General features: G+C 56.1%; 17 protein-coding genes and 1 pseudogene. 11 read left to right on the top strand and 7 right to left on the bottom strand.

Annotation, left to right across the window (positions count from 1 at the left end; translation table 11 throughout):
* The first annotated feature begins 27 nt into the window (after window positions 1–27).
* The 3 genes from BN2694_RS09140 to BN2694_RS09130 are packed head-to-tail and all read left to right on the top strand — an operon-like array spanning window position 28 to window position 2,532.
* Window positions 28–1,089 (top strand): GDP-mannose 4,6-dehydratase, encoded by a 1,062-nt coding sequence (locus tag BN2694_RS09140; protein WP_135664249.1) that lies wholly within the window; start codon window positions 28–30, stop codon window positions 1,087–1,089.
* Window positions 1,086–2,048, top strand: a complete 963-nt coding sequence (locus tag BN2694_RS09135) for a GDP-L-fucose synthase family protein (RefSeq protein ID WP_135664247.1) — start codon at window positions 1,086–1,088, stop codon at window positions 2,046–2,048. The genes BN2694_RS09140 and BN2694_RS09135 overlap by 4 nt, the downstream gene beginning before the upstream one ends.
* A complete protein-coding gene (locus BN2694_RS09130) occupies window positions 2,041–2,532 on the top strand; it encodes an NUDIX domain-containing protein (RefSeq protein ID WP_135664245.1) in 492 nt (163 codons plus the stop codon). The genes BN2694_RS09135 and BN2694_RS09130 overlap by 8 nt, the downstream gene beginning before the upstream one ends.
* Here BN2694_RS09130 and BN2694_RS09125 read toward each other — a convergent pair.
* The gene (locus BN2694_RS09125; RefSeq protein ID WP_135664244.1) at window positions 2,527–4,134 is read right to left on the bottom strand and encodes an alkaline phosphatase family protein; all 1,608 of its coding nucleotides are present in this window, start codon (window positions 4,132–4,134) and stop codon (window positions 2,527–2,529) included. The two genes, BN2694_RS09130 and BN2694_RS09125, sit on opposite strands and share 6 nt — an antisense overlap.
* Before the next feature lie 63 nt (window positions 4,135–4,197).
* On the opposite strand from BN2694_RS09125, the gene BN2694_RS09120 reads away from it, so the two are divergent.
* Window positions 4,198–5,778, top strand: coding sequence for an oligosaccharide flippase family protein (locus BN2694_RS09120; protein ID WP_135664242.1), 1,581 nt, complete (start codon window positions 4,198–4,200; stop codon window positions 5,776–5,778).
* A gap of 417 nt (window positions 5,779–6,195) precedes the next feature.
* A complete protein-coding gene (locus BN2694_RS09115) occupies window positions 6,196–7,737 on the top strand; it encodes an ArnT family glycosyltransferase (protein ID WP_135664240.1) in 1,542 nt (513 codons plus the stop codon).
* A 56-nt stretch (window positions 7,738–7,793) separates the two neighbouring features.
* Here BN2694_RS09115 and BN2694_RS09110 read toward each other — a convergent pair whose 3' ends face one another.
* The gene (locus BN2694_RS09110) at window positions 7,794–8,735 is read right to left on the bottom strand and encodes a hypothetical protein (RefSeq protein ID WP_135664238.1); all 942 of its coding nucleotides are present in this window, start codon (window positions 8,733–8,735) and stop codon (window positions 7,794–7,796) included.
* A gap of 667 nt (window positions 8,736–9,402) precedes the next feature.
* Here BN2694_RS09110 and BN2694_RS09105 point away from each other — a divergent pair.
* The 4 genes from BN2694_RS09105 to BN2694_RS09090 all read left to right on the top strand — a co-directional run bounded on the left by BN2694_RS09105 (window position 9,403) and on the right by BN2694_RS09090 (window position 14,445).
* Entirely contained in the window at window positions 9,403–10,602 is a 1,200-nt protein-coding gene (locus tag BN2694_RS09105; protein ID WP_135664236.1) for a hypothetical protein, read from the top strand.
* A gap of 47 nt (window positions 10,603–10,649) precedes the next feature.
* Entirely contained in the window at window positions 10,650–11,948 is a 1,299-nt protein-coding gene (locus BN2694_RS09100) for a glycosyltransferase (RefSeq protein ID WP_135664234.1), read from the top strand.
* 41 nt (window positions 11,949–11,989) lie between these two features.
* A complete protein-coding gene (locus BN2694_RS09095) occupies window positions 11,990–13,075 on the top strand; it encodes a glycosyltransferase family 4 protein (RefSeq protein ID WP_135664232.1) in 1,086 nt (361 codons plus the stop codon).
* A 107-nt stretch (window positions 13,076–13,182) separates the two neighbouring features.
* Window positions 13,183–14,445 carry a glycosyltransferase family 4 protein gene (locus BN2694_RS09090; RefSeq protein ID WP_135664230.1) on the top strand — a complete coding sequence of 421 codons (1,263 nt, stop codon included), beginning with the start codon at window positions 13,183–13,185 and terminating at the stop codon, window positions 14,443–14,445.
* A 456-nt stretch (window positions 14,446–14,901) separates the two neighbouring features.
* Here the strand turns inward: BN2694_RS09090 and BN2694_RS09085 are convergent, their stop codons facing one another.
* Window positions 14,902–16,338, bottom strand: a complete 1,437-nt coding sequence (locus tag BN2694_RS09085; protein ID WP_135664228.1) for a M6 family metalloprotease domain-containing protein — start codon at window positions 16,336–16,338, stop codon at window positions 14,902–14,904.
* Between the two features lie 739 nt (window positions 16,339–17,077).
* Here BN2694_RS09085 and uvrB point away from each other — a divergent pair.
* Window positions 17,078–19,144 (top strand): excinuclease ABC subunit UvrB, encoded by a 2,067-nt coding sequence (gene uvrB, locus BN2694_RS09080; RefSeq protein ID WP_135664226.1) that lies wholly within the window; start codon window positions 17,078–17,080, stop codon window positions 19,142–19,144.
* A 102-nt stretch (window positions 19,145–19,246) separates the two neighbouring features.
* Window positions 19,247–19,450, top strand: a complete 204-nt coding sequence (locus BN2694_RS09075; protein WP_135664224.1) for a dodecin — start codon at window positions 19,247–19,249, stop codon at window positions 19,448–19,450.
* Between the two features lie 27 nt (window positions 19,451–19,477).
* Here the strand turns inward: BN2694_RS09075 and BN2694_RS09070 are convergent, their stop codons facing one another.
* The 4 genes and pseudogenes from BN2694_RS09070 to BN2694_RS09060 form a co-directional block, all read right to left on the bottom strand.
* Window positions 19,478–20,443 carry a beta-ribofuranosylaminobenzene 5'-phosphate synthase family protein gene (locus BN2694_RS09070; RefSeq protein WP_135664222.1) on the bottom strand — a complete coding sequence of 322 codons (966 nt, stop codon included), beginning with the start codon at window positions 20,441–20,443 and terminating at the stop codon, window positions 19,478–19,480.
* 56 nt (window positions 20,444–20,499) lie between these two features.
* Window positions 20,500–20,685: pseudogene (locus BN2694_RS17685) on the bottom strand (IS6 family transposase); the annotation flags it as partial.
* A 180-nt stretch (window positions 20,686–20,865) separates the two neighbouring features.
* Window positions 20,866–21,363, bottom strand: a complete 498-nt coding sequence (locus BN2694_RS09065) for a hypothetical protein (protein WP_135664220.1) — start codon at window positions 21,361–21,363, stop codon at window positions 20,866–20,868.
* Entirely contained in the window at window positions 21,360–22,535 is a 1,176-nt protein-coding gene (locus BN2694_RS09060) for a hypothetical protein (RefSeq protein ID WP_135664218.1), read from the bottom strand. Before BN2694_RS09060 ends, BN2694_RS09065 begins: the two co-directional genes overlap by 4 nt.
* Between the last annotated feature and the right edge of the window lie 70 nt (window positions 22,536–22,605).

The raw sequence follows: 22,605 nt of genomic DNA, 5'->3' as shown, positions 1-22,605 counted from the left end.
ACTGTATGGCAGAAAGACCCTGTCGAAATGAACGTCCAATCGGAACTTGATGGTCGGCCCGTTCTCGTAACTGGCGCGGATGGGTTTGTCGGCTCCCATCTTGTAGATCGACTCGTCGATAGTGGTGCCGATGTCCACGCGTTCGTGCGTGCGACGTCGAGCGGTGAGCTGAAGAATGTCCGTCACCAAGGCGAGGAGATCACTGTCCATCGGGGAGACTTACGCGACAAACATTCGGTTGAACGTGTCTTATCGACTTTCATCGATTTCAGTGACACGCTTATTTTTCACCTGGCTGCGCAGGCACACGTCGGTGAATCGTGGGAACGCCCATACGAGACGGTCGATTCCAACGTCACGGGGACGCTCAATCTCTTGCAAAGCATTGTCGATCTCGACCTGGATATAGCGAAGTTCGACACGGCTGGAACGAGCGAAGAGTACGGGAACGTCGACGACGAGATGCGGGACAGCCACGAATTCCACGACGACGGCCAGGTCATTCTGAGCGAGCGCTCACCCGTCAATCCCACCAGCGTCTACGCAACCTCGAAACTCGCGGCCGACTTCCTGACGATGAACTATCACGATGCCTACGGATTGCCGGCGGTCACGACCCGGATGTTCAACAACTACGGGCCGCGACAGAACCCACGGTACATTACGGGGACAATCATCACGCAGGCACTGGAACGAGAGATCGTCGAGCTGGGGAACCTCGCGCCCAAGCGCGACATGTGTTACGTTGCCGACGGCGTCCGTGGGCACCTCCACGTAGCACTCTCGGGCAACCCCGGCGAACAGTACGTCTACGGCTACGGCGAGAATGTCTCGATGCGCGAGTGGACGAACATGATCCTCGACATCGGTGCCGAGGAAGGATACTGGGAACGTCCCGAAATCGTCCAGGACGAGGACCGGTATCGACCGGGCGATAGCGACGTCGAGGAACTCCGCGTCGGGTACGAAAAGCTTCACGAGGAGACCGGGTGGGAACCACAGGTCGAGTGGGAAGAAGGGATCCGTCGAACGATCGACTGGTACGCGAACAACACTCAGCGCTGGTACGGGAGAGTCGATTGGCGATGAGCGGGTCGTTCTGGGACGATCGAACGGTGATGGTCACCGGCGGGTCGGGATTCCTCGGGGGCCACCTCGTCGAGGAACTGACCGCACGATCGGACACAGTCGAGGTGTTCATCCCCCGGAGTGACGAGTACGACCTTCGTGAACGTGCGGACATCAGGCGGGCGTTCGTCGACTCCGGCGCGGACACCGTCCTGCACCTCGCGGCCACTGTCGGCGGCATCGGTGCCAACCGGAAGAACCCGGGACGGTACTTCTACGACAACGCGATCATGGGTATCGAGTTGCTGGAGTTGGCTCGGCAGTTCGATGTCGAGACGTTCACCATCCTGGGGACGATCTGTTCGTACCCCGAACACACCCCAGTCCCGTTCGATGAGGACGACCTCTTCGACGGGTACCCCGAGGAGACAAATGCCCCGTACGGCATTGCCAAGAAGGCGCTGTTGACCCAGTCGAAGGCCTACCGCAAACAGTACGATTTCGACAGCATCTACCTGATGCCGGTCAACCTCTACGGGCCGCGCGACGACTTCGATCTGGAGACCTCTCACGTCATTCCGGCGATCATCCGCAAGTGCGTCGAGGCACGCGAGCGGGGCGAGGACGCGATTACCGCCTGGGGGACCGGCGAACCGACCCGGGAGTTCCTCTACGTCGAGGACGCCGCGCGTGGCATCCTCGACGCAACGGAACGCTACGACCGAAGCGAGCCGGTCAACCTCGGCAGCGGGATGGAAATCTCGATTCGTGACCTCGTAGAGACGATTGCTGACCTGACCGGCTTCGAAGGCGACATCGAGTGGGACACCTCAAAGCCAGACGGCCAACCCCGGCGGCGCCTCGATACGAGCCGTGCGAAGGCGTACTTCGACTGGGAAGCTCGGACTGACTTCGAGGACGGTTTACGGGAGACAATCGAGTGGTACGAGACTCACCGTGACGAGATCGCAGATGACTGAGCACGTGGACAACGCGATCCGTTCCGAGGCGGTGACTGGTCCCGGCTGGATCGACGCTGACGACTGGGCGACTATCGTCGCCTCGGTCCCGATCGTCTCCATCGACCTGGTCGTCAAAACCGGTGCCGGGGTCGTCCTCGCACGCCGGACGAACGAACCAGCGAGCGGCGAGTGGTTCGTCCCCGGCGGTCGCGTCCGGAAAGGTGAGCGCCTCCAGGAGGCGGTCCACCGGGTCGCCGAGGAAGAACTCGACGCCGACGTCACTATCGAGGCGTCTCTGGGCGCGTACCAGCACTTCTATCGAACCGCCGATGTCGAGGACGCTGGGGGGAAACACTACCTCGCCAACGGCTTCGTCGTCCGAACAGACAGTGAGACGTTCGCGCTTGACGACCAGCACGACGCCGTCGACATCTTTGAGACGCCACCCGACGATCTCCACCCCTATACGGCCCAGTATCTCGCCGACACGGGCGTCCTATAGATACCCGAGGTCTTCGAGCCGGTCCTCGACGTCGTTGTCAGGATCCGTACTCCTATCTGTCGGTCCGTGTGATAATTCGTCTCGGATCGCATCGGGGGCGACCGTCTTTCCAGAGACGTCGATTCCGCGGAGCATCGACGTCAGTGGCGCCCCGTCCATTCCTTCGACCAGTGGCAGATCGTGTAGTGCCAGTACGGTCGGTGCAACATCATATACGGACGCATCACAGGTTCCCGCGGCGATGTCGGGGCCTGCGGCGAGGAAAATCCCCGCTGGCGCGTGATCGGCGTATCGTTTCTCGGGAGGATGTAGCCACTCGTCGCCGAACCCGCCGTATATCATGTATCGCCAGTCCGTCGGTGTCAACAGGAGATCTGGGGCCGCGTCGGTGGATCCGCCGGTATAGACCTCTTCGCCTGGCGTCGCGGCTTCGAACACCTGATCGCCGGTCTCGGGGTGTATGACACCCTCTAAATCGGCGGCTAGCGACGCGCGGACCGACTCGTAGTCTGCCTCTTCGATCGTCCCGTCCCGGTACCGAGACGCACGATTGAGGAACACGCGCCCCATCGATCCGTAACTGAACGCCCGCGTGGCCGACCACTCGACGCGCTCGTGGAGATAGCGCTGGCCCGTCAGACCGGCCGCCTGCTCGCTGCGCCGGAGTAGCGACGCCGGAGCCGCTCGCTTGACAGCCGCCTTGATCGAGTGCTCGACACTATCGGGAAAGCGTTCGATAGCTGCGAGCGCGGCGGTCGCAAACGTGGCGAAGGCCCCTGTGTCGTCGTCTGCATCGTACCGTCGGAGTTCGCCGAGCGATTCGAGCACGGAGTTGAGATGGATCTCGCCGTCGATCTCACGAAAGCCGTGATCGGAGACGACCAGGACGTTCACGTCGTCATCGATGGCCTCCAGAAGGCGACCGAGTTGCGCATCGACGTGGCGGTAAGCCCGATGAACCGCGCGCTCCCCGTCGATCTGATCGTTCCAGAGGTAGTGTTGCACCCAGTCGACTCCCATGAAGACAGTCCAACACAGCTCCGGATCGTAGGCGTCCAGCAGCGAGAGCGTGAGGTCCGTTCGGACGCTCATCAATGCCTCGACTGCCTCCAGATACGCCGCCGGATCGTCGTCCGGATCGACTGTGGGTTCGATTCGATAGTCGTCGGGGAGATGATTGGCGGCCGCCTGTGGCGCGACGATGTCGTCGTCGACGGAGGCCGGAAACCCGGCGACAAAAAACGAAGTGTTACTCGGTGCAGGATGGGAGACGGGGAGATTGACTACCCCACTCGATCGGTCGGCGTGGTCGAAGACGTCCCACAGCGTGGGAAACCTGCGGTCGGTCGCGTCGACCGGCCGAACCTCGTAGGTCTCGGGATCCTGTGTCCTGAAATCGAATATGCCGTGTTTCCCGGGATTGACGCCGGTCACCATCGAGGTCCAGGCTTGGGGGGTCATCGGCGGACGTGTCGAGGTGAGGGTCCCGTGTGTGCCGTCTGACCGAAGTGACGCGAGATGTGGAAGGTCTCCAGCATCGAGCAGTCCCTCGAGGATGTCCCAGGTGGCCGCGTCGATGCCCACGACGAGCGTCGAAACCATTGATCAACACTCTCGATAGGAGATACAAACCTTTGTTTGTTCGAAAATCGTCCGATAGATTGTATGGCCGACGACGTGGATGAAACTGTCGCTACCGACGCCAGCGGTGACGCCTCTGGTGAAACTGTTCCTGAGGATGAGGACCCCGCCGGCAGTTCAACGTTTTTCTTGCAGGGGGGAACGACGCTTTTCGGAAACGTATTCGGCAAGGCAATCAAATTCGGGTTCTTTCTCGCCGCGACGCGGCTTACGACCCAATCTACCTTTGGCGTTTATACACTTGCCATCTCGATTGTGATGTTCTCACAGTCGTTCTCGAATATCAACCTCAACCGTGCCGTAGATTATTTTATCCCCCAACATCTCGCGGACAACGATCACGACGGGGCAAATCAGGTTTTCTGGAACGTGATCGGCATCACAGTGCCATCGACTGTGGTCGTTCTCGGGGTCGTGTTGTTGTTCTCTGATCGGATTTCAGCCCTCTTCGGTGAGTCAGCACTGTCAGCGATCATGCCGTATGTAGCACTGCTTGTTCTCCTCGTCGCGCTCAATCGGATTCTGTTTGCTACCTTCAACAGCATCAAAAAGATGCATTACCGGGTGCTCACGAAGAACCTCACCCAACCCATCTTGATGCTGGGTAGTGTCGTGGTGTTCCTCTCTCTCGGCTTCTCGCTCCACGGCCTCATGCTCGCACATCTGTTAGGCGTGTTGGGGTCGGTTCTTCTCGGGTTGTGGTTGCTCTACCGGAAGGTCAACTGGATTTCGTGGCCAACATACAACAGGGACTCGATCTCTTCACTCGTGTCGTATTCGCTGCCGCTGGCGTTCGCAGGTGTCATCTATGCGACCGTCGCACAGATCGACTACTTCGTCATTGGCTACTTTCATCCTGCCGCCGACGTGGCGTCATATCGCGTCGCATACTTGCTCGCGACGAATATCTTGATCGTTCACACGGCGATCAAACCGATTTTCAAGCCGATGATCGCGGAAAAACAGCACGACGGGAACGCTCGCCGTGAGCGTTATCAGCTAATCGTTCGGTGGGTGACGATGCTTACGTTCCCCGCGGTCGTGACGTTGCTAGTGTTGCCTGGGCAGTACTTGTCACTGTTCTTCTCTGCGAAGTACGCTGTCGCCGCACCAGCACTAGTTTTGCTCGTCGTCGGCCAATTCCTAAATATATCTGTGGGTCCGTCGGGACGATTCATCGAAAGTATCGGTCGCACTCGGATAACATTCCTCAACACGGTCGTCCTCGTCAGCCTGAATTCCATACTCGACTTCGCTCTGGTCCCAACGTTCGGTATTGTGGGGGCTGCCACGGCAACTGCCACCTCACTCACATTCCTTGCTGTGCTGACCGCTACCGAGATCCGTGTCTTCGAGGGGTTTGTTCCTGTGGACCGATCGCTCGTGAAACTTTGGCTATCTGGGCTCCTTACGTTGATAAGTGGATATTTCATCGTCCAAATAGTCGGACGACGCATCGAGACAGCCCTTATCGCTCCGGTGGCGGTTTTAGCCCTGTACTTCATACTTCTAGTAGTGTTTGATTCCTTCACAGCCGAGGATAGAAGAGCCGTCAACCAGATTGACGATCGGCTTGGTTACAAAGTATTCTCCCGAATCATCTGATCACGTTTGTCCGAACTCCTCGTCGAGGTCGAGTATCGCGTCTCGTCCTCGGCGACGCAGCGGGCGTTCTCGACGTCGGACAGAACGCCAAGATCGTCCAGTGCCGACTCGCCGATGTAAGGGTTGGTTGTTTGAAGTAGGCAATATGTGGATTCGAGCAGATATAGTCCGTATCGAGGTTGTATTCGCCCGCGTGCTTTCAGAACTTTCACCTCGTCGTCCTCTATGACCGTGTCTCGACATCTGTGAATGGGGGAAACAGATTCGAATATTATATCATACCGATAATTCGGAATTTACTGGAATGAAAATATTGTTATAATCATGGCTTTCGGTAAACAGGAAATTTATAATTCTCGTTTGAGGTGTACTTGGCATACCAACAAATATAAGTCCAACTGATAGCATGAGCGGATTATGGATCAGTTTTCGGAGAATCTCCCATATAAGGAGTACTACCCATATCTCATAGCTATTGTCTCTCCGATAACTATTGTCGCAGCATACAACTTGTTCTCCAATCCGAAAATACCTGGACTGTATCTCGCAATGGCGCGAGAAATATCAAATAATGGGTATTTGTTGCCAGAAACTATACCCCATTTCACTGAAGGCGGTATTCCATTCGCATATCCTCCCTTAGGATTCTATTTTATCGCCCTCGTCCACGATATTACAGGGATGGAGTACCTGTCAGCGACTATCTTCTTATCCTTTGTCTGGAATGGTGTTTTGGGTCTTCTCATTTACAAAATTGCCCAAGAGCTATTTGACGACAAAATCGAATCGATCGTCGCTACGGTCCTTGCGACGACGGCACCAGCGATATTTTGGTATATGGCGATTCCTGGTGGAGCAGTCCGCGGCCTCGGCTATTGCTTCTTTTTAGCGACTGTCTTCTTCGGCCTGTGTCTTTATTCCGACTTCGATCGACGCTGGCTTATCGGCGCAACAGTTTCGTTTGGACTCGCAGTATTGTCTCATCCCCTGTGTGGTTACGCAGCTGGATTGTGGTTTTTAACCATCTACTTGACAAAAGATCGGTCGATTAGTGGCCTTGTACATGGGACCATCGTCGCCGTCGGAGGTGTGAGTATCGCATCAGTCTGGTGGGGTACCGTTCTTCTTCATACAGGTATCGATCCGTTTCTCGCGGGACTCACGTCAGGGAGTCGAGTATCCCTTTCGCTCGATTCCGTGATCAAATTCATTAGGTTCGCAATCAAAGTCCCGACGCTGGAACAGACACAATACGCCTCAACGGTAGCGTTCTATAGTGGATCACTCGGAGGGCTGTATCTCCTTGCACGACGGAAGATGTTTTTACCCGTGGTGTTCGTTGTCTCGTGGTTCACTACCGGTGCGGAACGGTTCGTTTATCTTGCGGAAATCCTAATGGCGGTATCATTTCTGTATGAGGGTGTCCTGCCAATGTTGCAATCGAAAGCGACGTCACAAGAGTGGGGCCAAATTGTCAAACGTGGCGCGCTTGTAGCAATCATTCTACTTAGCGTACTCTCCGGGGTCATGTACGCAAGCAATCAGTATACGCGAGTTTATGATGGTGACACAACACTCATGACCAGTGGATGGAACGCTGACGACCAACAAGCAGCAAACTGGATACACGAAAATACACCAGAACAGTCAACATTTATTGCAATCGGAGCAGCTTCCGAGAAGCTTCCCTTCTACGCTGAAAGGACTGTTCTCAATGTTCCGTGGGGAGCCGAATTCGACCCTAATCAGGATTTCCAAGCACTCCGTCTGTTTAGCCATGATTTAAGTAAATCAAGTAACTTTGACGATATCGTTAAAAAATCCATCCAGCATGGATTTGATGCAGACTATTATTATATTCCAAAGATAATGGTTAACCAGTCAACAGTTAACAAGATGGATGGCTATGAAGTAGTTTTCCGTAATAATGGTATATTTCTGATAAAGTCAATAGAATAGACGCCTACCGAAACCAAAGAAGCCTATCAAGTGGCTCACCACGATACGATAGGACGCTATAGATACCCGAGTTCCTCCAACTGATCAGTGACCGACTTGTGGACAGCGTCCGTTTCGGGCGGTTTCGGCTCGTATCCTCCCGAATCGGACGCAGTCGTTTCGGCCCAGGGAACACGCCGAACCACGGGATGGGGGAATCCAAAGGGATGGGAGTAGACGAACCCCCATTCTCCGAATCCGTCGCCGTGGTCGGCAGTGATCACCACGTTTTCGGCATCGACGTTTGAAATGAGATGTTCGACATCGCGCAGCCCCATCCGAAGATCGTCAAGATAGCTCTCCCAAACCGTCTCGAAGTCACCTCCTTCGCGGAGATACGTGAACGGATCGCGCTCGTGGTCGTGCAGTTCCTCGTCGGTTCGATCCTCCTCGATGGCGTTCGCCCGGTAGGGATGGTGGGGGCGGTTGTAGTGGACGAGCAGGCGCTCTGGATCGTTGCGCCGGGCGTAGTGAACCGCGGCATCGGTCGTCGCTCGAATCGACTCCATCGTCACGATGTCGTCAGTGGTACGACGCCAGACGTGATCGAGATGCTCGAAGGCATTCGGTGAGACCGTCTGCCAGTTTGTCCACGCACCCACCGTCGGACGCTCGTCTTCGGGCATCCGTCGCTCTTCGAGAACGGTATAATAGTGGGAATTCTGGGCGAACACAGCCGTATTCGCGAAGTCGCCTTCGAAATCCGAGACGAACGTGTTTGCGACGAACTCCGCAGTCATACTTCCCACCGACCAGAGTGATCCGATCTCGTCAGCGGGCGGCAAGAAATCGAATTCGGGAGCGACGGCACGGAGCGCGTCAATCCGACACGTGTCGAGAATCACGAGCATGTCCCACTCCCGGGAGAACACGTTTGTTCCGGGGCGCAACCGTGAGGAGACCGTCGTAGCCAAACCGTTCCATGCCGGATAAAGAGACTCCGCGATGCGATAGAGCATTCGTACGGCCGCCTTTCGCACCTCGAATCAAATAGCTTCGGTTGTTTGGATTGGTCCTTATCCAACTCCGCCTCAAACTGGATCAATGCGCACAAGCTGCATGCCGCTTTCCGCTGGATAGACCACCCCTGAATACGTGAGCGACGGTCATGCATTCACCGACTTGAAGCCCGCGAATGTGTCGATTTTGGTTACATTCTGGTAGCCAGATTGACTAACTTTCCCGAATCAACTAGTATTTGGTCGGATTCGTTGTTCTGAAACTGTAACCCAAATCGTAGTGCTTTTTATTACACTTCAACTGGACTCGGTTGTGAACCGCCGCTCAAAAGTATTACTCATCATCTCTTTCACTATCATAACGTACTTGATGACGATAGTGGGAGCCTTACCGCTCCGCGTGTCTACTGACGAGGGTGCGCCGTTGCGGGATATCTATGAATTAGTCCAACATGGGCAAATCACAGATACTTTTAATTACCACAATGGGAATACCTATCAGACAGGAATTGCGACTCTTCTTCAGGCGACTGGTCTCGATCCGACTTCACTCAATCATGTGAGTCCTCTTATCGGCGCGTTCGTCCTTACTGCGATCGTAATTCTTTGTTACAGCGTGTTCGTTCGGAGTACTCCAACCAGTTCGTGGTGGCACCCGTTTGTGTTCGTGCCTGCCATATTCGTCTTCGGTGGCTTCATCTTTCGGATCCGAGAAACCAGTCACAAGACATTTACTTTCACGTTTGTCTTTCTGGGCCTCTACGCGATCTATCGACTCCTTGAAGACGACTCGGATCCAAGATTTGCCGTCGTCGCCGGAGTCGCGTTGTTCGCAGTGTCGTTCACTAACTTCATTTGGGGAGTTATCTACGGCGGTGCGATCGTTGCTGCGCTGTTTCTCTCCCGGCGGACCGGACTGCGATACGGGAGTCTCAGTCTCATCCCGCTAATCGGGGCGGTCGTCGCTACTAGACTATCGACAACACGAATCACGATCCCATATTTCGAAAATACCATCCTCGGCCCGCTGCAGTCGTTGTTCAGTGGTGCCGACGACGGTGGTCACAAAGATTCAGCCCCAGAACAGACGCCAACACCGACCGAACAGCAGCCGACGCCGACCGAACAGACACCGGGGGGTGGACAATCTGCCGACGGTCCGACTGTTGAAATGCTCGATCGTCCGGGGCTCTTTCAGAGCGGAAGCAGGTCCGCACTGAATAACATCAACGATTGGCCCTCCGTTGCCGGAGTGTCGAGTTGGTTCATCGCCGTGGCAGGCATTTTTGTCGTCGCAGGTCTGTCCGCAGCGTCGCTGGCACTTGCCGCAGTATCGTTTTTTCGACGCCGAAGCACGCCGCTCGGGAAACTCTTTCTCGCCGTGAGTATCGCTCTCGGCAGTGCCACAGTTGTCCTGTATGTTGTGGGGGACTTCGCGACGCTAAAGCGTACTATCGTCGTGCCGGGGATTCTTGGCACACTTTACTGGACGTGGATGCTGAGCCAGGATCGACTCCCTGAGGAGCTCGGTGTGCTCTCGCATCGACGCGATACGGTCCTGAAGGTCACGTTCGTAGTACTCTTACTCGGGTCAATTCTGGCGGTACCACGAGCGACGCTGGACGAGCAACTCACCCCATATGACATGTACGCCGACCGTGCCGATCAATCGAAGATAGAGTGGGCCGGCGAGTTCGGAAGTGACTGCGTGCAGACACACCAGCAACTAGACGACGTGATCGCTGCGAAGCTCGACACCAGCCCTATCCATCCCGTTCCGTACCGGGCGTCTGATCATCTCGTCTACGACGCGGGTGGTCCGGCCATACTTACCTGTGGGAGACATCCGCCGGATCACGCGAACTGAAACTGATGAGAAACACTGTTTATTCCTGGGAGTGGAATTGGTCGTGAATGCACGTTCTCCTCTTCGATATGCATACCGGTGGGCATCATCTTGAATACGCTAGCCTGCTCCGCCAAGAGCTAACAGAACTGTGGTCAGATATCGAGATCACGATCCTGAGTACTGTCCGCGAGGGCCATCACGAAGAGTTCCTCGACCCAGAGACCGTTAAATATCTCTACGACGACGACGTATTGGACCGTCTCCATCCGAAGAGTGCTACCGGCCACGCCATTCGTGCAATTCGGAATCCACGTGGTTCGATCGTCGCAGACGCCCTCGAATACGTCGAGGAGCGGTCCTACGATCTCGTCCACTTTCTGCACGCTGACGACATCCTCAAAGAGATTTATCGCCACGGTCAGTCGATCGAGACACCGATCGTCGCGACGATCAATGGTTCGTACTTTCGCGTTCAGACGCGCCGCCGTACTGCGATTGCGAAGCGTCTAATCGAGCATGGGCTGACGGACATCGCCTCGACAGCTGTGCCCGATGTCTTTTCGCGGCGTGGCCCCTGGAATCACGTAAACCTTCATCGACTAGCCCGAGACAACGTGGTCAAGGAGTTCTTCGTCGCATCCGAAATCGGAAGAGAGCTGATTCTGTCGGCGACCGACATTGAGCAGTACGCCCCGCTGACAAAGATACCGGACCCGGTCGAAACCTGGTCGAACGAGGCGTTCGATCGTCAGAGCGCTCGTGACCGTCTCGATCTCACCGAGGAAGAATACGTGTTCACGTTTTTCGGCGAGATGCGCGCAGAGAAGGGTGTCGACCTGCTGGTTGACGCACTGGAGGAGTACGATGGCTCTCCGATTACGGTCATACTAGCCGGCAAACCGGTCGCTGTTGACGCACGCAAAATCGAACGTGGCGTTGCGAACCCGGACGTGACGGTCGTCCCTGAACTGGGGTTCGTTCCACAAGAGGCAGTTCCCGATTACTTCTTTGCGGCGGACGCCGTGATCCTCCCCTACCGACGGTCGTTTGGTACCTACCGGACCAGTGGTGTCTTCCAGAAGGCCTGTAGCGCGGGTCGTCCAGTCATCGCTCCGAACTTCGGTGCGTTTGCTGCCCGAGTGTCCAAGTGGAATCTCGGAACGACATTCGAGCCGGGATCGGCCGAGTCACTCTCTGCTGTGCTCGCGTCAGTCGCGAGTAATCCGGAGGGGATACTTGACGAGCAGTCAATGTCCGAGTATGTGGAAAGCCAGACATACGGACGACTCGCCGAGCGTTCCTCGAAGACGTATCGCCGCGTGCTCGGTGCTGACGCTGGTGTCGCACATGAGCAGAAAGCCTGATACGGAACGCCGTATACCCATCACAAGAGGTAAACTGGACAATGCGAGTCGGAGTCAATGGACGAACGTTTTCCGTCGAGCAACCCCGCGGCTCTGTCCAGTCGAGCGTCGAATCTGTTCGTGCCCTTGCTCACCAACCTGGCGTTGACGTCGTGGTTTTCGGCAGCCGGTCCGTCCGCGATCATTTCACAGACACACCAGTTATTACCCGGGGGATGTACAGCGACTCACAAGTGTACGGCCTCGGCTGGGAACAGCTGATACTACCCCGTCTGGTCTCGGAATCCGATATTGACGTCCTCTTTTGCCCAAACAGCGACGGTCCGGTGCGATCGCTCGACGTTCCGGTCGTCGTGCGCCTCCACGACATCTTTGGATTCGTCGGCTACGGGCCGCGGCTCTATACGCTTCTCCAGCAGTTCAGAGTTCCTCGAATGCTTTCAGCGGCTGATCGAATCGTCGCCCCGTCAAGACATACCCGCTCGACGGTTACATCGCGGATTGATCCCGATACACCGATCGATGTTGTGCCGAATGGGCTTCAAGAAGTCTTTCTCGATGATCACGCCGGATCGGCCGTTTCACTCCCAGACGAATACCTCTTGTACGTCGGTGGGACGGGTAAACGAAAAAACACTGAGGTCCTCGTCGACAGTTACATAGCGTTGCGCGAGGAGTACGATGTTCCCCACGAACTGGTTCTGGTAGGTCCTCAAGAGCGATTCATCGACGGGCACGTCGGTGACAGTGCTGGGTCGGACCGCGAACAGATCCGATCGCTCGGCTTTCTCACAGCCAGGGAATTGAAGTACGTATACACCCAAGCGTCGGCGTTTTTGTTCCCATCGCTGGAGGAAGGGTTCGGATTGCCGCCGCTAGAAGCCATCGCGTGCGGGACGCCGGTAATTGCCGGGAACCGACCGGCGATGACGGAGATATTACCTGAAGATACCGCTTTGGCCGACCCAACAGATCCCGACGAATTCGCCTCGAGGACCGCGGCTCTGCTAGAAGCGGGCGATCCCGGGCCGACCAATGAGGAGATAGATCACGCGCGTTCGTTCACGTGGGACCGGGCGGTAGACGAGATCTCGACCACGCTCCGACGGGCGATCGATCAATACTGAATTACCGTCTGAATGTTCAGCAACCCTATCGGAATGTCGTTCGATCTTCGAACCTGCGAGTGTCGCCTCGAAAGTGCTACAATGGCGAACGGTCCCAGTACGGAATCATGACCGGGCAAGAACGCGAGTATGTGTTAGTCACCGAGTATTTCCATCCGGACACGGCCTCCACCGGTCAACTTATGACCGAGTTGGCGGTCGGTCTCGAAGACCGTGGATTGGACATGACCGTCTACACTGGTCAGCCTAACTACCACAGTGGAGAAAACGAACGGCAGCCACTCGAGACCACTCACGAGGGCGTCCTCGTAAAACGCATCCGTGCACCGCAACTCCGCCAGTCGTCGTTGCCGCGTCGATTGTTCAACTGGACGGTGTTCACGCTCTGGATGGCAGTCGCCTTGCTGTTCAGTCGATCGACCAAGGACCGGGAAATCGTCTTCGTTTCGAACCCCCCGTTTCTGCCGATCGTCCTGTGGCCGGTGTGTAAACTTCGCGGATGGGAGTACACGTATATTGTCCACGACCTGTATCCCGCACAGCCTGTCGAGCTCGGATATTTGCGAGAAAACGGCGTCATCGCTCGAATTTGGCGATTCCTTCATCAGTTCGTCTTTCGGGATGCTACGACCGTCGTCGCACTCGGTCCAGCGATGCGCGATCGGATCACTCAGGTAGCTGGCGCAGGGTTTGATGCAGACACAATCGAGATCATCCATAACTGGGCGGATGGCGAATTCATCCAGCCCAAAGAGAAAGAATCGAACTGGTTCAGTCAGGAACATAACCTTGTCGAACCGTTCACGCTCCTCTATTCCGGTAATATCGCTGAATTCCACGACCTCGAAACAGTCGTCAAAGCGGTGGCCCGCCTCTCGGCGGACGGTGTCGACGTGCGGTTTTGCATCATTGGTGAGGGTGATAATAAAGAACGTCTGGTATCTCTCGCTGAAGATCTCGATGTCGCTGGCGAGGATGTGATCTTCCTCCCCTATCAGCCAAAGAGTGATCTCCCGTACAGCTTGACCAGCGGAGACGTGTCTGTCGTCGCCGTCGAGGAAGGATTCAAGGGCGTTTGCGTCTCGAGCAAGCTCTATACTTCGTTGGCGGCCGGGATGCCGATCCTCTGCATCGCCAAGCCCGATGACGATGAAGGCCAGATCGTCGATAGCGGAGGGGCTGGAGAAGTCGTACGGCAACGGGATGTCGAAGGCGTCGTGTCAGCGTTGCAAAGCTGGATCGAACAGCCGGAACTCCTCGAGAAACAGGGAACCAATGCCCGGGAGACGTTTGAATCAGCCTTTACGAAAGCGCAGTCAATCGAGGCCTATTATCAGACACTCCGTCGTGAGGAACCCACAGCCAAGTGATCGTTGCCATCACTATTTGTAGCCGAGTGCTTCCAATTGGTCGGACGTCAACGACGAAATGTCCCATGCCGATGCGTTGGGTTGACTTTCGGGAAGTGCTGAGCGTAGATAATCCGGTGGGTCCTCAGTTCTCTCTGAGTGTTCGATATCGGTCTCGGTATCGACGGTGCCCGAGAGAAATACGTCGTCGTCGGGACCGTAAACGAGCGCCGGGAATCATATCACTCTGAATCTGGCCGCAACGCATCTACGACGGCGATGACGATATGTTGTGGCGCATTGGTCGGGCAATCCATTACCGACGACACTGAACTGTGATTTCGCGTCGTCGTGTAGCTCAAATTGCGATGATTCGGCTGTAGACGATATTTGACTTCAATGAGTAGACAATTTTCAACATCCACTTGAGTACACAAAATGTCGAATCTTCGATGATGGAACTTCGAAGAGAAGAGATTACGATGTCTGGAAGGTTTGTTCTTGGCCGGTCGGCACCCAGTCGCCGTCATCTTCCTGGCCGATCGCTTTGAACACGTAGGGCGTTCCACTCTGTAGACTACTCGCATCTGCACTGAACGAGCCAGTCGAAGTGCGTGTTCCGCCATCAGCGTACTGCTGGGTCGAGCTTTTCTGCCCTTCGATCCAGTAGGTGAGATAGACGTCCACAGAGGCGGCACTTCCCAGATCCGTGAGATCGCCACTTAACCTCGCCGAGGAACTGTCGACGTTTGACGCTGATCCTGTTGCAACTGACGCATGTGTTGTCTGCGATCCGACCCCGAAATCCGCTGTATAGGACGCTCCGCCACTCGAGCCAATATTTGCGACGAACACGTCGCTTGCAGTCCCGTTATCGAAGTCAGAACTGGGCGTTGACGAGCCATCGAAGGTCCCGGACGGCCAGAGATCTGCGGCATTTCCGGTGTTCGTGTCGTTGTCTAAGTCTGCTGCTCCATCGCCAGCTTCGAGATCGACGAGCTTGTCGTTTTCATCGTCGTTACAGTCGTTATAGTAGAGGCAGTTGTTGTCGATATTCGAGCGGTCGATGTGCCAAATCGCAACGCCACTTCCGGGAAGTCCTTTGTCGAACCCTGTTCGTTGGCGGTTTCCGACCAGGAAGTATTCACGCTGCTGGCTCGTCGGTTGGCGGAGCTGATAGAAGTCCGTCGTGGTCGTTGCTGGATCGATCTGCTTGTCTGCTAAGGACTCGCCGTTCTGCAGTGTCGTCGGTGAGATCCAGCTGAGATACTGCTTGCTCCAGGCTGATAGATGTGCCGGAGAGTCACCCGCGCGATTTACCCCGTTCCAGCTTCCACTACTCATCAGTCCCCAATCCCCGATTCCAGCGGAACTATAATCGGTATCGTAGAGGTCCGGGAGACCGAACGCGTGACCCATCTCGTGGGCGAATACCCCGGTGGTCGAGATCTGCCCGTTTTGGGTTTCGGGCTGTATCGTGTACGACTGGATCGTTACACCGTCGTTTGTCTGATAATCGATCGAGTAGTGATGGGACCAGATATCCGTTGATTGGCCCGAAAATTCTTCGCCGGCACCCTGATGGATGACCACGAACTGATCGACGACGTCGTCACCGTCGTTATCATATTGGCTGAAATCAACCTGAGAATCGACTTTCTGTGCTGATTCTCTGATCAATTCGCTTACGTTCGCGTCCATTCTGCCCGAATTCCTACCGTAATAATCGTGGGTTTTGTCGGCCGTCACCCAGCCAACGACGTTCCCTGTGACCGATAACTGGCCGTAAGAGACTTCCGAATAGTAGTCCGAAAGGCTCCCCGGCCCGGACGCGATCGACGGATCGGTCCCGAACAGCAAGTTTTGAAAGTTCGTTTGCGAATACGTCGGGCTCGTATCGGTAAAATCCACCATCACAACAGGAAACGAGACGGTCCCGGTGGCTGGGGCCGCTCGTTCCGGGCTGAGTGTCGGCCCTTCGGAAGTTGTCCCAGTAGACGAACCACTTGTTTGCTCTTTCGATGAGCTAGGACGGAGGTGTTTTTGGACCGTCGCTGGAGGGGCGTCGATACCGACGCGGGCGTGGGATGGCGCAAGTGATCCACTTTGGCCCTTGTCTGCGTACCGCCAGTACCCGTTATCGCCTTGTACAATAGTATACCCACGAGTCGTTTCCCAACCGTGATTAAACGCGTCTCCCCACTGGCGTGCTTCGAACCCTGTCCCGTCTGGTTGTGTTTTGTTGTGCGTGCTGTCCGGTGCCGGCACAGCTCCCGCTCCCGCGGAGAGTGTGGCGATCAGGACGATTAAGACACAGATACTGCCGAATCCGACAATAGTTCTCTCCTAATTCGACTCATGAATATGTCTCTTGGTTTGATATACAAAATAATTCTCCTCGATATATTTGATATATTTTTAACATTTTTTATATTATTTGGATAGGTATCGGGCCTGTTCGGCTGTACACGCCGATTAGATGAATATCATTGGCGTTCGTCCGGCTGACGTCGGTCTCGCCTGGGCGGGGCCGGTGTAGGGGAGACACCCGATTGCTGAGACAGTCGTCCTGCTGACGTTGCGAGCGACAACGCGACCACACGGTCGAAGCGAGCGAGGCGGTCAAGTAGCCCAAGCGGTTACCACTGACACAATGAGCGACACCAGTGGCCCCCTCTCGCCCGACCGACCGGACGCCGAAAGCGAGTTCCGCGTCGACGCGCCCTTCGAGCCCGCAGGCGACCAGCCCGACGCCATCGAGCAACTCGCCGAAGGCTATCGCTCGGGCCAGGACAAACAGACCCTCCTCGGAGTCACTGGCTCCGGCAAGACGAATACCGTCTCGTGGGTCATCGAGGAGATCCAACAGCCGACGCTGGTCATCGCCCACAACAAGACGCTGGCGGCACAGCTCTACGAGGAGTTCCGCGAACTGTTCCCGAACAATGCCGTCGAATATTTCGTCTCCTACTACGATTATTACCAGCCCGAAGCATACGTCGAGCAGACCGACAAGTACATCGAGAAGGACGCCTCGATCAACGACGAGATCGACCGGCTACGCCACTCGGCGACCCGTTCTCTTCTGACACGCGAGGACGTCATCGTCGTCGCCAGCGTCTCGGCGATCTACGGCCTCGGGGACCCGGCCAACTACGTCGACATGTCGCTGCGCCTGGAGCGGGGCCAGGCGATCGACCGCGACGAGTTGCTCGGCCGCCTCGTCGATCTGAACTACGAGCGCAACGACGTCGACTTCACCCACGGCACGTTCCGCGTGCGCGGGGACACCGTCGAGATCTACCCGATGTACGGTCGCTACGCCCTCCGGGTGGAGTTCTGGGGCGACGAGATCGACCGCATCTCGAAGCTCGATCCCCTGGAAGGCGACCTCAAGAGCGAAGAACCCGCCGCCTTGATCCACCCTGCCGAGCACTATTCGATCCCCGAACGGCGACTCGAAGATGCGATCGAGGAGATCGAGGAGTTGATGGAACAGCGAGTCTCGTACTTCGAACGGCAGGGTGACCTCGTGGCCGCCCAGCGCATCGAGGAGCGGACGACCTTCGATCTGGAGATGCTCGAAGAGACCGGCTACTGCTCGGGCATCGAGAACTACTCCGTCCACCTCTCTGATCGGGAGTCCGGGGAAGCGCCCTACACACTGCTGGATTACTTCCCCGATGACTTCCTGACGGTCGTCGACGAGTCCCATCAGACGATCCCCCAGATCCGCGGCCAGTACGCGGGTGATAAGTCCCGGAAGGATTCGCTGGTCGAAAACGGATTTCGCCTTCCGACGGCCTACGACAATCGCCCCCTTACCTTCGAGGAGTTCGAGGAAAAGACCGATCAGACACTGCACGTGTCCGCGACGCCGGGTGACTACGAGCGCGAGGAAAGCGACCAGGTGGTCGAACAGATCGTCCGGCCGACCTACCTGGTCGACCCGGAAATAGAAGTGAGTCCCGCCGAGTCGCAGGTCGACGATCTGATGGATCGACTGGACGCGCTGCCCGACGACGAGCGGGCGCTGGTCACGACACTGACCAAGCGCATGGCCGAAGATCTCACCGAGTACCTCGAGGAGGCGGGCGTCGCCGTCGAGTACATGCACGACGAGACCGATACACTGGAACGGCACGAACTCGTCCGCGGGCTTCGAGCCGGCGAGTTCGACGTGCTGGTGGGAATCAACCTCCTTCGTGAGGGCTTGGACATCCCCGAGGTCAGTCTCGTGGCCATTCTCGACGCCGATCAGGAAGGGTTTCTCCGGAGTGAGACGACGCTGGTCCAGACCATGGGACGGGCCGCCCGCAACGTCAATGGCAAAGTCGTGCTCTATGCCGACGATCCAAGCGACGCTATGGAGGCAGCTATCGAGGAGACGAAGCGTCGCCGGCGAATTCAACGAGAGTACAACGAGGAACACGGCCACGAGCCGACGACCATCGAGAAGGCTATCGGCGAGACGAATTTGCCGGGCAGCAAGACCGACACCGGCGGCTCGGCGACGGCCGATCCCGAGGACGAAGAGACCGCGGCACGCCTTATCGAGGACTTACAGGAGCGGATGCAGGAAGCGGCGGACAACCTCGAGTTCGAACTCGCGGCGGACATCCGGGACCGTATCCGGGAGTTGCGCGAGGAGTACAACCTGGACGGGCCCGACGGGCCGGAGGAGGAAGGCGTGCCTGCGCCCGGCCCCGACGAGTTCTGAGACCGTTTCGGGACTTTCGACGTCGGTCGTCTCACACAACTCCGAGTCTGGGCCTACATTTGCTGCAAACAGGTTTATCCATCCACGGGACGAACTGTTCACATGGTCTTCAAGAAGGTCATCCTCCGTGGGGCATCCACCGACAGTTTCGACGACGCGGCCGACAACGCGATCGACCGCGCAGAGGAAACCCTCGAGAACGTGAAGTGGGCGGACGTCACCGAGCAGGGCGTCGAACTCGCGGGTGACCAACGAGAGTACCAGGTCGAACTGGAGGTCGCCTTCGAACTCGAATCTCCCGAGTAGCGACCAGTCACCGCCGTGGGGTGGGGCTCACGCTTCGAGAGTAAACCCGCGATTGTCCGGCCCGACCGCACGGATGTCGCCTTCGACACCGACTGTTTCGAGGGCCTCCTGGGCCGTCTCCCGAACGCGATCGACCCACTCGACCCCGGTGATCGCATAGACCGTTGGCCCCCACGATGACTGGCCGACGCCGTCGACGCCGTCGACGGCTGAGAGTGCCTCGACGAGCCGGCCGGCCGGCGGGCGATAGACACCGCCCTGTTCGTCCGCGTACCAGGCGCCATTGAGCCGACCGAGCCGGGTGATCGCCGCACCGAAGGTCCGGCGATCCCCCTCGGCGATCGCGGGCAGGAGTCGCTGGGTCACCAGCGGGGCGATCTCGTCGGCGATCCCCGGGTCGGCCTGCTCGACGATCGAGCGCATGCTCGCGTCCTCGTTGCTCCCGTGCTGGCCGGCGTCGATCGTCGGCGTGACCAGGACGAACTGCCAGGACTCGGGGATCGGGTGGCGGGCGACGACCGGCGGCGTGGTCCAAGTGCCGGTCTCCGGGGGGCTGTGGGTGAACCGTTCGGTCGGGTGACCGCCGTCGACGACGAATCCCCCCTCGAGAAAGGTGGCGATCCCGACGCCGCTTCGTCCGCCCCGGCCGAGGTCGGGAGCCCGTTCGCGCACCGCGACATCGAGATCGTAGGCGTCGGCAACTCCCACCAATGCGGCCACTGCGAGGCGGGTTCCGCTGCCCAGCCCGGCGTGGCGGTCGTAGCGGCGCTCGACACTGATCTCGGCCCCGGGGACGCTTAGTGCGTCGATCGCTCGGCGGGCATACGGCTCGACTGCGTCGTCCGGACAGACGAGACTGTCGGCTCGATCCGCGTTCACTACCAGCTGTGGCTCGTCGATGGCCCAGCCGATGCCGCCATAGAGGCGATCGCGCGCCAGCGAGAGGTTCTGAAAGCCCGCGTGCAGTCGAGCCCCGATTGACACCCGACTCATGGTATACCGATTGCGCCAGCAGGGTCTTGAAGGCACCTCTCCTGGGCAGGTAGTGTTCAGATACGCTGGTTCCATGCGAATGCGACGGACCTGACCGACTCGTCTGCTGTTTCTGCAGCGGCCTGGCTGAAACCGTGTGAGAATGAAGCGGTTCTGTGTTTTACCCCACGAAGTGGATGTTCGGGGCTGTTTCGATTTCGACGACGTTCGTCTCTGAAATCGAGGCCATGTTGGTTGCAAGATCCTCTCGGAAATACCCGAACCCCCCTGATTCTTATAGTGTAGATACACGCTTTCTCCTCAGCGAATCAAGCATGCCGAGTCCAGAATCATCTAGCTCGGTTAACTCAAAACTTATATCTTATATTTGCTTAGCGTTTGCACCCATATTCCATATGGCGATAATGTCCAGGGGCTTTCCGTCAATGCTCTACATTGGGTGGTGTTACTTGATCGAGGAACTGCTGTACTTCTGTTTCAGAGTCGAATTCGTGTGGTTTGATGCCCGCTACGCCAGGACCGACAATGTCCACTGTCGCTCCAATATGTGTCGACTCGACGTTAGAGAACGAGTCTGTAACCCAATCATCGTTGTCGGACAGTTTACTTTCGACGGTAAACACAGCAGGAGCGGTATCCCATTTCGATTGAATTAATTTCCGGCTCGTACCAGCCCATTCCATGGGTTCTTCGTCTCCCTTGTCGCTTTCCTCGATACCAGGAACTTCGTAGCTAGACTCGTGGACGACGGTCCCGTTGCGCTTGATTCGTGCATCGACTTCAACCGTTCCTTCCCATGCGCGATTGAGGCGAACGAACCAGAGTCTATGGGTGTTCTGTAGGAAGTTCAGATGCACACATCCAGAAGTACCGATCGTGATTGCTCCTCCGAGCGATGCGATAACCGAACGGCGATTCATCTTGTGGATTGTGTTCTTGCGATGTCTGAATCAGATTTTTCCTTCTTTATATCTACATTCATCGACTGTGTCTTTATATATGTATGTCCGTCGGGTTCGAAATCAAGTCTTTGTTTCGCTTGCTTCACAGAGTATATCTCTCTATCAATTTTCTCAGCATCTTCCTGAATCTTACTTGGGTGTTGTTTGTTACGCCGACGCTCCTTTTTGAGTTTCTTTAGTAGCTTTTCAAGATCTGATTTGTATACTCTCATAACACCAATTTCGTCCAATTCATCTTGGCTCATTTGATCAAATCGGGAGCGCAAACTAGATTGTATGTTGGTTGACGAACCTTCTGATTTCGTGAGAGGTGTGACGGTATCATCAGTAATATCAACTTTGAATTCTACACTAGCTTCATCTGAGCCCCCTCCATATGAAATACCACTCTCAATCTTGGCAGTATTATACCCACCAGGAACCGTGTGTATCGAGAAATGAACACTGTGTGATGATTCGTTTCTCTTCACAGCGTTATAGTCTTTCTTCAACTTGATTGAATCCGGGCCTTCAGAATTGAAGGATTTTTCTTGATATGCGTTATAGATTGTGCTTGCTGTGTGGGCCAGATTAACAATCTGATTTGCTTCTGTAGCTGCTTTTTCTACTATTTCTTTAATGACTTCACTCCAGTTACCACCTGGAGGATTTGGCCACGCACAGGCACCAGCCACCGGAACATCATAAAACTTGATCGGATCTTCTGGATCATAGTCCGGATAGGCAGGCCCACACTTGAACCATTGTTCACCTATGTTATAGGTTTTGTCGCTACCTAAGGGGGCCGAGTGACCGATGTTCGAAAGATCAAACCGATGTTTCCAATATTCCACCCACTCGTTATTATCATCATCGTACACCGTATCTAATTCGCTACCCATGTACCCCACTGTTACACTGGTATTATTACCTACGTTTTGTTCCACCTTTTCATTTTCAGTCCATTTTGGATCGTTTATTCCTGCAAGTAGCGAACGATCCGTAACACCGTCACCAATTTGTGATTGTGTCGACCCTACTGCAGGGCGGCTGATACTAACCCCAGTTAATCCCAATAACCCACTGATGCCCATGTTTTTTAGCAATGTTCTTCTACCAATACTGCTTCCATAATCTCTATTTTTTGCCATACATGTCGGCCAATCAGTCCAATTCATATATATTATTTGGTTTTATTTCGAGATGGTGTTTAGATACCTG

This window comes from Halorhabdus rudnickae (assembly GCF_900880625.1).
In the GTDB taxonomy this organism is placed as follows: domain Archaea; phylum Halobacteriota; class Halobacteria; order Halobacteriales; family Haloarculaceae; genus Halorhabdus; species Halorhabdus rudnickae.
This window is presented reverse-complemented; position numbering and strand designations above follow the sequence as displayed.

What these genes read in the sequence shown, in the direction of transcription:
- BN2694_RS09140 (WP_135664249.1), top strand. Translation starts at nt 28, where the DNA reads ATGAACGTCCAATCGGAACTTGATGGTCGGCCCGTTCTCGTAACTGGC.
- BN2694_RS09135 (WP_135664247.1), top strand. Translation starts at nt 1,086, where the DNA reads ATGAGCGGGTCGTTCTGGGACGATCGAACGGTGATGGTCACCGGCGGG.
- BN2694_RS09130 (WP_135664245.1), top strand. Translation starts at nt 2,041, where the DNA reads ATGACTGAGCACGTGGACAACGCGATCCGTTCCGAGGCGGTGACTGGT.
- BN2694_RS09125 (WP_135664244.1), bottom strand. Translation starts at nt 4,134, where the DNA reads ATGGTTTCGACGCTCGTCGTGGGCATCGACGCGGCCACCTGGGACATC.
- BN2694_RS09120 (WP_135664242.1), top strand. Translation starts at nt 4,198, where the DNA reads ATGGCCGACGACGTGGATGAAACTGTCGCTACCGACGCCAGCGGTGAC.
- BN2694_RS09115 (WP_135664240.1), top strand. Translation starts at nt 6,196, where the DNA reads ATGGATCAGTTTTCGGAGAATCTCCCATATAAGGAGTACTACCCATAT.
- BN2694_RS09110 (WP_135664238.1), bottom strand. Translation starts at nt 8,735, where the DNA reads ATGCTCTATCGCATCGCGGAGTCTCTTTATCCGGCATGGAACGGTTTG.
- BN2694_RS09100 (WP_135664234.1), top strand. Translation starts at nt 10,650, where the DNA reads ATGCACGTTCTCCTCTTCGATATGCATACCGGTGGGCATCATCTTGAA.
- BN2694_RS09095 (WP_135664232.1), top strand. Translation starts at nt 11,990, where the DNA reads ATGCGAGTCGGAGTCAATGGACGAACGTTTTCCGTCGAGCAACCCCGC.
- BN2694_RS09090 (WP_135664230.1), top strand. Translation starts at nt 13,183, where the DNA reads ATGACCGGGCAAGAACGCGAGTATGTGTTAGTCACCGAGTATTTCCAT.
- BN2694_RS09085 (WP_135664228.1), bottom strand. Translation starts at nt 16,338, where the DNA reads ATGGTGGATTTTACCGATACGAGCCCGACGTATTCGCAAACGAACTTT.
- uvrB (WP_135664226.1), top strand. Translation starts at nt 17,078, where the DNA reads ATGAGCGACACCAGTGGCCCCCTCTCGCCCGACCGACCGGACGCCGAA.
- BN2694_RS09075 (WP_135664224.1), top strand. Translation starts at nt 19,247, where the DNA reads ATGGTCTTCAAGAAGGTCATCCTCCGTGGGGCATCCACCGACAGTTTC.
- BN2694_RS09070 (WP_135664222.1), bottom strand. Translation starts at nt 20,443, where the DNA reads ATGAGTCGGGTGTCAATCGGGGCTCGACTGCACGCGGGCTTTCAGAAC.
- BN2694_RS09065 (WP_135664220.1), bottom strand. Translation starts at nt 21,363, where the DNA reads ATGAATCGCCGTTCGGTTATCGCATCGCTCGGAGGAGCAATCACGATC.
- BN2694_RS09060 (WP_135664218.1), bottom strand. Translation starts at nt 22,535, where the DNA reads ATGGCAAAAAATAGAGATTATGGAAGCAGTATTGGTAGAAGAACATTG.